This window comes from Gloeobacter violaceus PCC 7421 (assembly GCF_000011385.1).
Classification (GTDB): domain Bacteria; phylum Cyanobacteriota; class Cyanobacteriia; order Gloeobacterales; family Gloeobacteraceae; genus Gloeobacter; species Gloeobacter violaceus.
Window position 1 is genome coordinate 2,992,860 of sequence record NC_005125.1, and the last position, 12,663, is coordinate 3,005,522.

A 12,663-nucleotide genomic window follows, 5' to 3' on the forward strand; every position below is an offset into this window, starting at 1 on the left:
CGTTCCGAGAGCATGGCACCGGCGCTGCATTGCTACTAAAACCCCGACAAGGAGAAAGATCATGGCCGATCTGTCGCGCCTGCGGGTGGCGGTACTCGCTACCGACGGCTTTGAAGAAACGGAACTGACCGAGCCGATGCGTGCCCTCCAACAAGCGGGTGCCCATGTCGAAATTATTGCGCCCGCAGCGGGAGAGATCCAGGCGTTTCGCCACCACGACAAGAGCGTGCGTGTTGCTGTCGACCGGACGCTCAACGAAGCGCAACCGAACCAATACGACGCTCTGGTGCTGCCTGGAGGAACATTCAACGCCGATGCACTGCGTGTCGATCCCAAGGTGCAGGCTTTTGTGCGCAATATGCACCAGTCCGGCAAACCCATCGCCGCCATTTGCCATGCCCCGTGGATCTTGATCTCGACGGGGCTGGTGAAAGGGCGGACGCTCACCAGCTATCACACACTCCAAGATGATGTCCGCAATGCTGGGGGGCGATGGCAAGATCGCGAGGTGATCGTCGAGGGCAACTGGGTGACCAGCCGCAAACCGGACGATCTACCAGCATTCAACCGGGAACTACTCAACCAACTGAGTGCGCTGCCCGGTCGGGTCTGACAGAAAATGCACCTCCGGGCAACCACAATCGAACGACCGAAGACGAGCCGGTATCGTCGGATTGTTGAGTGTCCACCCTGCGGGAGGGTTACTATCGAGTGATGGCCCTCCCGTTTGTGGCGGGCGGCGGCGGACAGACTCCCTCAGGTCCGACGTCGGCGCCTTCACTGCTTGAGAGCGCTGCACTGCACTCCGGCATAGATCTATATTGGGCCGCAGGCATATTTGCTGCCCCCATCAAGGGATCGCACCGGCCACGGTGGAGGATCGAATCGCCGGGCGTTGTGAATCGGGCTGGCTTTGAATGTTGGCAGGCCGATAGTATTTGCAGCCCTCTGGGTCGGTTGCAGTGTAAGCAGGGCCATAGAACGAGGGGATCGGCTCCATTTCGATCGCTCCGGCCTACCGGATAGGGGGGGCTTGTGTATTGCGATTGCGAATTAAGGTATCCTTAAATTGGTGAAGTGAACCCCATGGAGCGAATCGATGACGCCTGTCAGCGGCAAAGAGTTACTGAAGCTTATCAAACAGAACCCCGGCAAATCCGCCAAACAGCTTGCTGAGATGGCCGGCTACACGACCGTGACTAAGACCGGTCAAAAACGCGTCAAGATGCTCGCCTTTCAGAGTGCAGTGCTCGAGGCCAACAACATTGCCATCAAGCCCGAGCAAGAAGAAGTAGAAACCGTCCGCGGTGGTCGCAAGGCAAGTTACCGCATCCAGGTTCAGCAAAATGGCAATCTGCTCATTGGCTCGGCGTACACTCGCCAGATGGGTTTGATCCCCGGCACCGAATTCGAGATTCAGGTCGGCCGCAAGCACATCAAGCTCGTCCAGGTAGGTATGGCCGGAAGTGGCGAAGATTCTGGCGAAGCCGCCGAATCGAAGGAACTTATGGCGGTTTGAGCAACGGTTCGTCGGAGCGTCCTGCGCGGCACATCGCTCGGGACGGACTTGCCAGTGGGGCGCTGCGGTCGCGACCGCAGCGCCCCCGCTCTTTCAACCTGCGATTTGCAACAAACTGATCCGCTCCCGTGCTACAGTTTTTAACTGTCTCGGCGTCGCAAACCCTTGGCTCCGCAAGATCTTCCTAGTTTGAAGGCAGAATTTCTTTCTACCTTCCGTTGAATTTTGATTACGATATCCAGCCCTCTTCCTGGTCGATGCTCAAAATAGGCTCAGGGTTCTGGCGAATGTAATGCGGGCATCTGGGCAAGCTGTTTTCCACAATAGGCGTCTGAGCGTTTTGTTGATGGCTCTGCCGCTGGCGCTGTTTCTGGTACTGACTGCGGTGCCGATGCTGTTGCTGATGCCATTTTTGATGGCCTTGTTTGGTCTGTTTATGGCCTCTAAGGGTGTTAGGCGGTGGCTTGTGCACCGGGAGCGCCGGCGCATTGAGCGCGCTCGCAGCCAACTGCTCGCGAGTCTGGCGACCTGGTGATGCGGACCGCCGGTTCTCTTTGCCAACCACGAGCTTCGATTACTTGCGCAGCTTTGCATCTCTGGGTTAGCCTGCCGGGATAGTCTGACTGCAGTTACACAATGGCCGACGACGACTCGCGCACCGGTAGAGCCCACTACGCAAGCCCAGCCATCCGGGCTTACCTCGACGGGCTTTACCTTCCCCCGGATCCGGATTTGGCCCACGCGGTGGCTGAACTTGACCGCGTAGGGATGCCGCGCATCCAGGTCTCCGCCACCGAGGGCAAGATTCTCTACCTGCTTGTGCAGATGATCCGGGCGCGCAGGGTGGTTGAATTCGGTACCCTCTCCGGCTACTCGGGTCTGTGGATACTCAAGGCCATGGGCCGGGACGGCCATCTGTGGACCTGCGAGTACAACCCCGAGCACGCCCGGGTGGCGCGGGGAGTCTTCGAGCGGGCGGGCTACGGCCCGCAGGTGAGCATTTTCGAGGGACCGGGCCTGGCAAGCCTCGACAAGCTTGCCCACTTCGCTCCCTTTGACGCGGTCTTCCTGGATGCCGACAAATCCGGCTATGCCCGCTACGCCCGCTGGGCCTTCGAGCACCTCAGGCCGGGAGGCCTGATTATCGGCGACAACACCTATCTGTTTGGCTATCTGGCCGGGCGCGAACCCGACAATCAGTGGAATGCGCAGGCCATCGAGACGATGCGCGACTTTCATGCCTTTGTCGCTTCCCACTGCACCGCCGTCAGTCTACCCACCCCCGACGGCCTCACCGTCGGCATGAAACCTTACTGAGCAGTGCCGATGATAAAATTGGTTCTGTCGATCTGCCTTCAACAGTGGCTGCGATGGAACCTGTGAATAACCAAGCAGTCCCCAAGCGGACTTGCGGTCAGGTGAACGACGAGCCCTACAGCCTCCGGCGCGAGATCGGCCGGGGCTGGGCCTGGGTGATCTTTGTCTGGCACATGCTGACCCGTCTGGGTGGGCTGCACGCCACGATCCGCAGCCTGGTGTTTCTGGTGACCTTACTGATCAAGCGCACCCTGGTCACCTGGGGATGGATCGCCAACAGGTAGCTCTGATCTGAAGCACTTGCAAGGCTGTGTTGTCTGAGTTAGCGTGCCTGACATAGTTCGGCTGGAACCACAAAGTTGTACTACGACGCGGGACAATTCGGATTCGTTGCGCAACTGGAGACCCACTGGCAGGCTATCCGCCAGGAACTTGAACATTTAGGTGACGGCGACTTTATCGCCTGGCCCGAAAAATATTTGTATGGTCAGGGCTGGGACATTTTTGGCCTCTATGCCTTCGGGATCAAAGTCGGCGCCAACTGCAAACTTTGTCCCGAGACGACCCGGCTGGTCAATCAGATCCCCGGTCTGATGAGCGCCGGTTTTTCTTCGCTCAAGCCGGGCACCCATATCGCCCCGCACACCGGTTATCCGGACGGTCTGTTGCGGTGTCATCTGGGACTGATCGTCCCGGACGAGAGCGCGCTGCGGGTGGGGGAGGCGGTGCGAAGCTGGCAGGAAGGCCGCTGTCTGGTTTTTGACGACACCACCGAGCACGAAGCCTGGAATCGGGGAAGCTTTACCCGTATTGTGCTGCTGCTGGATTTCAAGGCTCCGGCAGGTTTGCTCTTTGCGCCGGTAAAACCCGAAAGCAAGGGTCTAGCTTCGTTGTTCGGGTTGCTGAAAAAAAAATAGGTGCCGACAAGAACGCCTCCGGCAAAGCCGCAATCAGATGTTGAGTGCACACTGCACCTGGTCTATCTGTTGCGACGTCGTCTCCAACTTATCCATGTCGATTACCACTGCCTGCTCAGGTTCTTCGAGGTCCTCGAACTGGCTTTTGAGCAGTTCTGGCGGCATGAAGTGCCCGGTACTTGCCGCCCGCCTGTTTACCCGCTCAGCGGCAAGCCTTGGGGTGATCTTGAGGTAAACAAACTCAATCGGCTTATCACCACCCCGCAACAGGCGACGGTAATTTTCTTTGAGAGCCGAGCACGCCAGCACGACATTCTCGCCCCGCGCCAGCCAGCCCTCAATCCCCAGCCTCATCTGCACAAGCCAGGGAGCGCGGTCTGCGTCGTCGAGGGGCTGAGCACGGCGCATCTTGGCGACGGCTTCGGGAGTGTGAAAATCGTCTCCGTCGGCAAAGCGCCAGGCCAAGGCGGCCGCGAGGGCGCTACCAAACCGGCTCTTGCCCGCACCGGAGACACCCAGCACGATAATCACCATAGATTAAATAGGAGGCGCCGGGCGCCTCCCATCGGCACCAAGCGCCCGCAATCTTACTTCAGCTCGGCATGGGCGCGCACATCCGACCCAGGGGTGCGGCTGGGAGTAGGCTCGATCGATTCGCCCTCGATAAACGAGCGCAACATCCAGGCCATCTCCTCGTGCTGTTCCATCAGGCCGGTCAAAAAGTCCGCCGTCCCTTCGTCGCCGAACTTCTCAGAACAGGCATCGACGTGCTCGCGCAGGTTGCGGATGATCAGCTCGTGGTCGGCAAGCAGGTTGGATACCATACCCTGGGCGTTCGGGATATCGCCGGCGTGCTCGTTGACCGAGGCATACTCAAGAAAGCCCTTGGCGGTACCGACCGGATAGCCGCCCAGGGCCCGTACGCGTTCTGCGAGCGCATCGATATTGGTGGTCAACGCTTCGTACTGCTCTTCCCAGAGGGTATGGAGCGAACGAAACTGGGGACCCACCACGTCCCAGTGGTACTTCTTGGTCTTGATGAGCACCAGGTAGGCATCGGAAAGATCCCGATTGAGCAGGTCGATGACCCCCTCGCGCTGTTCGGTGCTCAGGCCAATGTTCAATTTAGGCATGGCTCTACGCTCTCCAATTTCTATTCTTGCCCAATCCAGTCAAACAACTAGGGCACTATGCAGACATCTCCCCCGGGGCCGATACTGGTGTGGAGCTGCACGACGAGGCAAAGCGCGATGATTTTGGTGACAGGCGGCGCCGGCTACATCGGCTCCCACGTGGTTCTTGCTCTGCAGGCCGCGGGCTTCGAGATACTGGTGTACGACAACCTGGTTTACGGCCATGCCGAGTTTGTTCCGGCCCCGATGCTGATTCGCGGCGACCTTGAAGATCGCGTGGGGCTCGCGCGCCTGTTTGCCGCGCATCCGATCGAGGCGGTCATCCACATGGCGGCTTACGCCTACGTGGGCGAATCGGTCACCAAACCCGCCGTCTACTACCGCAACAACGTCCACGGCACGCTCTGCCTGCTGGAGGCGATGGTCGAAGCCGACGTCAAGCAAATCGTCTTCTCCTCTACCTGCGCCACCTACGGCGAACCCGAACAGATCCCGATCACCGAAACCCATCCCCAGCGCCCCATCAATCCCTACGGATTCACCAAGCTGGTGGTCGAGCGGATGCTGCGCGACTTCGACCGCGCCTACGGCCTGAGATCGGTTGTTTTTCGCTACTTCAACGCCGCGGGCGCCGACCCGGACGCCCGGGTCGGCGAAGACCACGACCCTGAGACCCACATCATTCCGCTGGTGCTCGATGTCGCCATCGGCCGTCGGCCCCACATCACCGTCTTCGGCTCCGACTACGAAACCCCCGACGGCACCTGCGTGCGCGACTACATCCATGTCAGCGACCTGGCCGACGCCCATGTGCTGGGGCTCAAGTACCTCAAATCCGGCGGCCCGACCGAGGTATTCAACCTGGGCAACGGCAGCGGCTTTTCGGTGCAACAGGTGATCGACACGGCCGGACAAGTCGCCGGACGTGAGATCGCCGTGCAGATGGGTGCGCGCCGCCCCGGCGACCCGGCGACGCTGGTGGGTTCCGCAGAGCGCGCCCGCGCAATTCTGGGCTGGCAGCCGCGCTTTGCGGATTTGCAGACCATCGTCAGCACCGCCTGGACCTGGCACCAGAAACGCTTCGGCGGCTAAATTGCAGCGAGTAAGCCGGCAATGTTAGGCTGGTTTCTCGCGGGGAGTTAGCTCAGTTGGTAGAGCGCAGCAATCGCACTGCTGAGGTCAGGGGTTCGAATCCCCTACTCTCCATTCAAAAACCCCCTCCAAGAAGCGCTTTTTCCTTTGTAGCCCGGCTATGGGGCTGCAAGGGCACACCAGCTCGGGATCCACCGTTTCCCGTACACTGTAAAGCTCAAAGCCCTCTGCGAAACGCTCGCAAGTCAAAGACTGCCCAGAACCTGTCGTCCAGGCATAGAGGAAGCCAGGGGAGACGAGGGCAAAATTCCCACGAAGCATCACTGCAAACATTCTTGTGATAATTTTGACTTATAATCATCTCTACATATTGCGGACAGCGCATGGGATCACTTCGCCCTCCATCTCGCCGAAATAGAGGGGTTGCCCTAAGTAAGAGGGGAATGACAACCCTCGAAGAGGCTCGGGCTGCCCTCGAAACCAAAAACAACTACGGTGCCAGCTATACCCTGGAACAATTGAGCGAGATAACCGGTTTATCCTGCCCCACAATTACAAAGGTTCTTGATGGTGAAGAAGGTGTTGATAAAAGGACGCTCGAGCGCTTTTTTAAAGCGTTTGATTTAAAGCTGACAAAAAGTGATTACGAGGCGGCAGGCAATCTAAGCGAGAATCCGGACGGCGGAATCAGAGCTACCCAACAAGATTGGGCGGAGGCGGTCGATGTCAGGAATTTCCATGGCCGCGCCGAAGAACTTGCTGCATTGACAAGCTGGATTGTTCACGACAAATGCCGGTTGGTTGCGCTATTGGGAATGGGAGGAATCGGTAAAACTTCACTGTCGGTTAAACTTGCAGAAACGGTCAAGGAGAACTTTGATTATGTCATCTGGAGATCCCTTCGAAATGCACCGCCCTTGCAGGAAATCTTGGTCGATGTCTTTCAATTTGTTGGTTTGACTCAGTCATCTGTGTCTTATCGAGTACCCAATGTAAAACAGTCACAGCTTATTGACTTATTTCGCCGCCACCGGTGCCTGCTTGTCTTTGATAACGTCGAAACGGTGATGGACAGTGCAAGAAAAGCCGGATACTACCGCGAAGGTTACGAAGACTACGGTGAACTGTTCAAAAGTGTGGGAAGTTCTGCTCACAATAGCTGTCTGGTGCTGACCAGCCGGGAAAAACCAAAGGATTTGGGACCTTTGGAGGGCAAAACCCTACCGGTTCGCTCTTTACGGTTGACAGGCCTGCAAGAAAACGATGGTCTGGAGCTCCTCAAAGAACGCGGTTTGGACGTTGCTACAGGAGACAGCAAAGAACTGCTCAGATACTACGGCGGCAACCCCCTTGCCATAAAAATGGTGGCCTCCACCATTCGCACTTTATTCGGCAATAATATTTCAAATTTTGTGACACAAGGTACTTCCATTTTTGGTGACGTTCGAGATCTGTTAAGCCAGCACTTCAACCGGTTGTCCGAACTGGAAAGGCAAGTCATGTACTGGCTTTCGATTCATTGTGAACCGATTGCACTGACCGAGCTTCACGAAGTCGTCTTGCTTCCTGTGACATTGCCCGAGTTGCTGGAGGCCATGGAATCGCTGTCGAGACGCTCACTTGTCGAAGAGAATAAACTGTATTTTTCATTGCAGCCTGTGATCACGGAATATACGTTGGATCGCTTGATCTACCACGCCTGGATGGAAATCCAAACCAGAAAACTGTCCCTTTTAAAGCAATGCTTTTTACTCAAGGCTCAGGGACCGGATTACATACGGAGTGCCCAGCTCCGCCTGATCATCAATCCTCTGGTCGGCCGACTAAGATCGTTTTTTAAAACACTCGAAGCCATCGAGAAACATTGCGAGCATATCTTCTCAGATTTAAGACGGGAAGCTTTGGGTAATCAGGGCTATGCCGCAGGCAACCTTTTGAATATCCTCTGCGCTGCGAAGATCGATTTAAGAGGTTGGGATCTTTCGGGCCTTGCCATATGGCAGGCAGATTTGCGAAACGTCAATCTTCAACAGTGCAACCTATTCCAATGTGATTTATCCCAATCGATGTTCACCGAGCCTTTGGGCAATATCTCCTCCGTTCAATTCAGTCCCAATCGCAATGTGTTGGCAACGGGCGACGCCGATGGCAAAGTCTGTCTTTGGCAACTGCCCCACGGCATCCAGATCAACATCTGCGAAGGACACACCGCCTGGGTGTGGTCGGTGGGTTTCAGCCCCGACGGAAGCATCGTGGCCTCCGGCAGCTCCGATCAGACCGTGCGGCTGTGGGAGACCACCACGGGCCAATGCCTGAGGATCCTGCAGGGTCATGCCAATTCCATCTGGTCGGTGGGCTTCAGCCCCGACGGAAGCATCATGGCCTCCGGCAGCTCCGATCAGACCGTGCGGCTGTGGGAGACCACCACGGGCCAATGCCTGAGGATCCTGCAAGGACATGGGGGCTGGGTTCTGTCGCTTGCCTTCAGCCCCGACGGGAGCATCGTGGCCTCCGGCAGCTCCGATCAGACCGTGCGGCTGTGGGAGACCACCACGGGCCAATGCCTGAGGATCCTGCGCGGGCACACCGATTGGATACACTCCGTTGTCTTCAGTCCGGACGGCCGGTCGATTGCAAGCGGCGGCGCCGACCGGACCGTCCGCCTGTGGGAGGCCGCCACGGGCGAGTGCCGCAAGTCTTTCCCAGGACATTCCAGCCTCATCTGGTCTGTCGCCTTCAGTCCCGACGGCCAGAGCCTGGCGAGTGGAGGACAGGACGCGCTGATCAAGTTGTGGGATGTTGCCACCGCTCAGTGCCGCAGAATTTTGCAGGGCCACACCAACCTGGTCTATGCGGTCGCCTTCAGCCCCGATGGTCAAACATTGGCAAGCGGGAGTGCCGATCAAGCTGTGCGCTTGTGGAAGACCGACACCGGTCAATGCCGAAAAACGATACAGGGCTACACCAGCGGCATCTATTCGGTGGCTTTCAGCCCCGACGGCCGGACCCTGGCAAGCGCTAGCACGGATCATACGGTGCGTTTGTGGGATACCGCCACGGGCGAGTGCCGCCAAACTTTGGAAGGGCACCACAGTTGGGTGTTCGCGGTTGCCTTCAGCCCGGATGGTCAGACTCTTGCCAGCGGCAGCGTAGACCATACGGTGCTTCTATGGGAAACTGTCACAGGCCGCTGCCGCAAAATTTTGGAAGGGCACCACAGTTGGGTCTGGTCGGTCGTTTTCAGTCCGGACGGAACCACCATTGCAACCGGGAGCGCCGATCGGACTGTACGTATTTGGAATGCCGCGACGGGACGGCTCAGCACGGTTTTGCAAGCGCACACCGGCTGGGTGAGCGCAGTGGCCTTTAGCGCCGATGGTCGAATTTTGGCCAGTGCCAGTGCGGATGGAACCGTGCGTTTGTGGAATGTCAGCAATGGACTGTGCGTCGCTCTATTGGCAGAACATTCCAATTGGGTCCACTCCGTGGTCTTCAGCCCGGATGGTTCGCTCCTTGCAAGCGGCAGCGCCGACGGAACCGTCAGGCTTTGGGATTTGCAGAGCAACCGGTGTACCCGGGTTATCGAAGGGCATACCAGTCCTGTGTGGTCGGTGGCGTTCAGTGCAGATGGCACTTTGTTGGCAAGCGCGGGGGAAGACCGCATCATCAGAATTTGGAGGACAAGCACTGGGGGAATCCATCGGGCTTTTCCTGGGCATAGCCGCCCGGTCTGGTCGGTCGCCTTCAGCCCGGATGGTCAGACTCTCGCCAGCGGCAGCCAGGACGAAAGCATCGCCCTCTGGGAAACACACAGCGCTGAGCGCTCGCGGGTACTGCGCAATCCGAAACCTTACGAAGGGATGAATCTGAGGGCAGTATCCGGACTGACCGAAGCCCGCAAAGCGACCCTCAAAGCCCTCGGGGCGGTTGTCGATATCTCCGGGCAGGTCCGTCCGGAAACCTGAAGGGCCAAAAAGCACTGCTCACCGGTTGCAGCACAGTCTGACCCCACAAGCAGGAGCCGCTGACTTTTAGCTCTTCGAGGCACTTGGACGTTCTTGTCTTTGGAGTTGGCTTTGGGAACGCTGATCTTTTACCAGAACAAAGGTGGCCAGGGCACCCAGCAGCGCCGTGGCAGCCGCCAGGAGCACGATCAGGTTAAAACCGTCGATGAAACTGTTTTGGGCCGCTGCGGCAAACGCGTTTTGCAGCTCCGGCGGCAGCGTGCGGACCACTCCGATCAGGTCGCCGGCCGCAATCTGGCTTGCCAGTTGCGTGCTGCGCTCGGTAACAAGGCCGGGTAGGGTCGATTGCTCCAGGCTGGTGGCAACCCGCTGGGTGAGTAGCGAGCCAAGTAGCGCGATACCCAGAGCGTGGGCGCCGTGGCGAAAGGTGCTGGTGATTCCCGAACCCATGCCGCTGCGCTGAGGGGGCAACACGGCAATAGCCACGTTCGCGATCTCTGCGTTAATCAGCCCGGCTCCGATCCCGGCCAACAAAAAGCCCGGCAAAAACGCGGTCCAGGGGGAACCCGCGTTGACCCCGTACATCCAAACAAAGCCCAGGCCGACCATGAGCATGCCGCCGCTGAGCAGCAGCCGGGCGGGCAGTACCTGGGCCAGCCGACCGCCCAGAGGCGGGCAGACCAGCAAAGGCACCGTGAGCGGCAACAGCATCAGCCCGGCTTGCAAAGGCGAGTAACCGAGAACGTTTTGAAAAAACAGGGGCAGATAGACGATCATTGCCCAAAACGAAGCGCCGTTGCTCGCCGCGAGCAACGAAGTACCCACAAAGGCGGGGTTGCCCAAAAGCGACAGGTCGAACATCGGCTGGCTCTGCCGCCGCTCAATGAGCGCAAAGGCGAACAGCAGCACGGCCGCCGCTGCCAACAAGCCGAGAATGGCAGCGCTGGTCCAACCCAGCTCGTTGCCCTGGATCAAGGCGAAACACAGCGAAAACAAAGCCGAAGTGAATGTGGTCAATCCCAGCCAATCGACCCGGGCCGCTCCGGGATCGCGCGACTCGTCCACTTTGCTCAAGGTAAAGGCGACTAGGCCGACACCGATCGGCACGTTGAGCAAAAAGATCCACCGCCAGCTGAGCAGATCCACCAGCAGGCCGCCAATCATCGGCCCGAGCGATGCGCCCACCCCCATCACCAATCCCCAGACACCGAAGGCGTTGGCTCGCTCCGGTCCTTCGCGGAAGGTTTGGGACAGAATCGCCAGCGAGGAGATGAGCAGCAGCGCACCGCCCAACCCCTGGATGCTGCGGGCGAGGGTGAGCGTCAGGGGGGTGGTGGCGAGCCCGCAAGTGAGCGAAGTCAGGGTAAACAGCGCAAGGCCCACCAGAAACAGCCGACGGCGGCCGAAGCGGTCCGCCAGCGTTCCGGCCGCCAACAAAAAGGCGGTAAATGACAGGTTGTAACCATTGATGATCCACTGGAGATCGGCAAAGCTCGTGCGCAGCGAGCTTTCGATGTCGGGTAGGGCCAGGGCGACCACAGTGATGTCGAGCGGCACCAAAAAAGTGCCGATGCTGACCGCCAGTAAGATCGCCCACTTGTTGTCGGGCTGGGCACCCAGGTCGCGTGTGGTATTCCGGGCAACTTGCTTGGTCATTGGCGTTTGACCTCCTCATGGTTGATGGGTAGACGCATCGGGCTAGAAGGGCAATACATCCAGCCAGTACAGGAACTGCCAGGCCGTTTGTGGGTCGGCGAAGAGCTCTCGATCGCGCGCATTCAGGACAAACGTCTTTCCCTGGACCTCAACGGCGGTCGTCGGAACGTCCAACGACGGGTCGGTGAAGGTTTGCTCGATGCGCGACGAACGCCAACCGTCCGCTGAAATGAGCAGGTCGATGCGGTCTTTGACCGCCGCCGGATCTGCTAACCCGCTGCTGTTGCGAACGACAGCCAGTTTTCCGTCCGAGCGCAGCACCATGCCGTCGGCTCCCAAGATCGACTCTTCGAGCCGCACTTCGCTAAAAGCACCGGGATTTTGCAAGGGGAGCTTCCAGAGCAAGCCGCCGCTGTAGCTGGCCAGCAGCAGGTAGCCGTCGGGATGGTAAACGATGCCGTTCAAGTTGATCCCGTCGAACTGGAGCGCCTCGGATGTCAGGAAGACAGAGGCCTGACCGGCCTGGTCGATCTTGTAGACCGCCGGTGTCAGGCTGTCGGTGACGTAGACGTTGCCGTCAGGATCGAAAGTCAGGTCGTTGGCGATATGGGCTCCCGGCAGCAAGAAATTGAGATCGAAGACCCGCCGCCGCCGGCCGTGGGGCAGCTCGTATTCGATCACGCGGGCAAGGTTGTTGATCGTCCGGTCGCTGCTTTTGGGGCCTACCCCCGCATCGGTAACGCAGACCAACAGACGGTTGCGCCGCGCGTCGACATGCAGGCCGACACTGGTAATCAAGTCCGGATCCCGGATGAAGGGGTGGTAGGTGCCGGTGGCGTCAATGCGCCCGATCGTGCCGTATTTGAGGGAACTTACAAAAAACTGCCGGGTTCTGGCATCGAAGGTGACACCTTCGGGATAGGTTCCCGGCGGCGTCTGAAAGTAAAGGCGTTGGGCGTAGGTCGGTACCCCCCAAAGCACCCACAGCAGCGCCGTCAGCCCGAGCCGGCTGCACCAGCCGACAGTAGAGCGTGTGTTCAGCATTGGTGTTGTCCAAATCGGTG

General features: G+C 58.7%; 12 protein-coding genes and 1 tRNA gene. 9 read left to right on the top strand and 4 right to left on the bottom strand.

Annotated elements, in window-relative coordinates; all coding sequences use genetic code 11:
• The first annotated feature begins 61 nt into the window (after positions 1-61).
• From GLL_RS14500 to GLL_RS14525, 6 genes are all read left to right on the top strand, one after another.
• A complete protein-coding gene (locus GLL_RS14500; protein ID WP_011142807.1) occupies positions 62-613 on the top strand; it encodes a type 1 glutamine amidotransferase domain-containing protein in 552 nt (183 codons plus the stop codon).
• A gap of 486 nt (positions 614-1,099) precedes the next feature.
• Complete coding sequence (locus GLL_RS14505; protein ID WP_011142808.1) at positions 1,100-1,519, top strand: AbrB family transcriptional regulator; 420 nt, start codon at positions 1,100-1,102, stop codon at positions 1,517-1,519.
• 346 nt (positions 1,520-1,865) lie between these two features.
• A complete protein-coding gene (locus GLL_RS14510) occupies positions 1,866-2,054 on the top strand; it encodes a hypothetical protein (RefSeq protein WP_164929111.1) in 189 nt (62 codons plus the stop codon).
• A gap of 101 nt (positions 2,055-2,155) precedes the next feature.
• Positions 2,156-2,836 carry an O-methyltransferase gene (locus GLL_RS14515; protein WP_011142810.1) on the top strand — a complete coding sequence of 227 codons (681 nt, stop codon included), beginning with the start codon at positions 2,156-2,158 and terminating at the stop codon, positions 2,834-2,836.
• 62 nt (positions 2,837-2,898) lie between these two features.
• Complete coding sequence (locus GLL_RS14520; protein ID WP_164929112.1) at positions 2,899-3,120, top strand: hypothetical protein; 222 nt, start codon at positions 2,899-2,901, stop codon at positions 3,118-3,120.
• Between the two features lie 75 nt (positions 3,121-3,195).
• The gene (locus GLL_RS14525) at positions 3,196-3,753 is read left to right on the top strand and encodes an aspartyl/asparaginyl beta-hydroxylase domain-containing protein (protein WP_011142811.1); all 558 of its coding nucleotides are present in this window, start codon (positions 3,196-3,198) and stop codon (positions 3,751-3,753) included.
• A gap of 33 nt (positions 3,754-3,786) precedes the next feature.
• On the opposite strand, the gene GLL_RS14530 is transcribed toward GLL_RS14525, so the two are convergent.
• The gene (locus GLL_RS14530) at positions 3,787-4,287 is read right to left on the bottom strand and encodes a gluconokinase (RefSeq protein ID WP_011142812.1); all 501 of its coding nucleotides are present in this window, start codon (positions 4,285-4,287) and stop codon (positions 3,787-3,789) included.
• 53 nt (positions 4,288-4,340) lie between these two features.
• The gene (locus GLL_RS14535) at positions 4,341-4,886 is read right to left on the bottom strand and encodes a Dps family protein (RefSeq protein WP_011142813.1); all 546 of its coding nucleotides are present in this window, start codon (positions 4,884-4,886) and stop codon (positions 4,341-4,343) included.
• A 117-nt stretch (positions 4,887-5,003) separates the two neighbouring features.
• On the opposite strand from GLL_RS14535, the gene galE reads away from it, so the two are divergent.
• The 3 genes from galE to GLL_RS14550 all read left to right on the top strand — a co-directional run bounded on the left by galE (position 5,004) and on the right by GLL_RS14550 (position 9,943).
• A complete protein-coding gene (galE, locus tag GLL_RS14540) occupies positions 5,004-5,978 on the top strand; it encodes a UDP-glucose 4-epimerase GalE (RefSeq protein WP_164929113.1) in 975 nt (324 codons plus the stop codon).
• Between the two features lie 41 nt (positions 5,979-6,019).
• A tRNA-Ala gene (locus tag GLL_RS14545) sits at positions 6,020-6,092 on the top strand.
• A 329-nt stretch (positions 6,093-6,421) separates the two neighbouring features.
• Complete coding sequence (locus tag GLL_RS14550; RefSeq protein WP_197530011.1) at positions 6,422-9,943, top strand: NB-ARC domain-containing protein; 3,522 nt, start codon at positions 6,422-6,424, stop codon at positions 9,941-9,943.
• A 66-nt stretch (positions 9,944-10,009) separates the two neighbouring features.
• Here GLL_RS14550 and GLL_RS14555 read toward each other — a convergent pair whose 3' ends face one another.
• Together GLL_RS14555 and GLL_RS14560 are read right to left on the bottom strand one after the other, a co-directional pair.
• Positions 10,010-11,599 carry an MFS transporter gene (locus GLL_RS14555; RefSeq protein ID WP_011142816.1) on the bottom strand — a complete coding sequence of 530 codons (1,590 nt, stop codon included), beginning with the start codon at positions 11,597-11,599 and terminating at the stop codon, positions 10,010-10,012.
• A 42-nt stretch (positions 11,600-11,641) separates the two neighbouring features.
• Positions 11,642-12,643: an SMP-30/gluconolactonase/LRE family protein gene (locus GLL_RS14560; RefSeq protein ID WP_011142817.1), complete on the bottom strand. Its 1,002-nt coding sequence runs from the start codon at positions 12,641-12,643 to the stop codon at positions 11,642-11,644.
• Between the last annotated feature and the right edge of the window lie 20 nt (positions 12,644-12,663).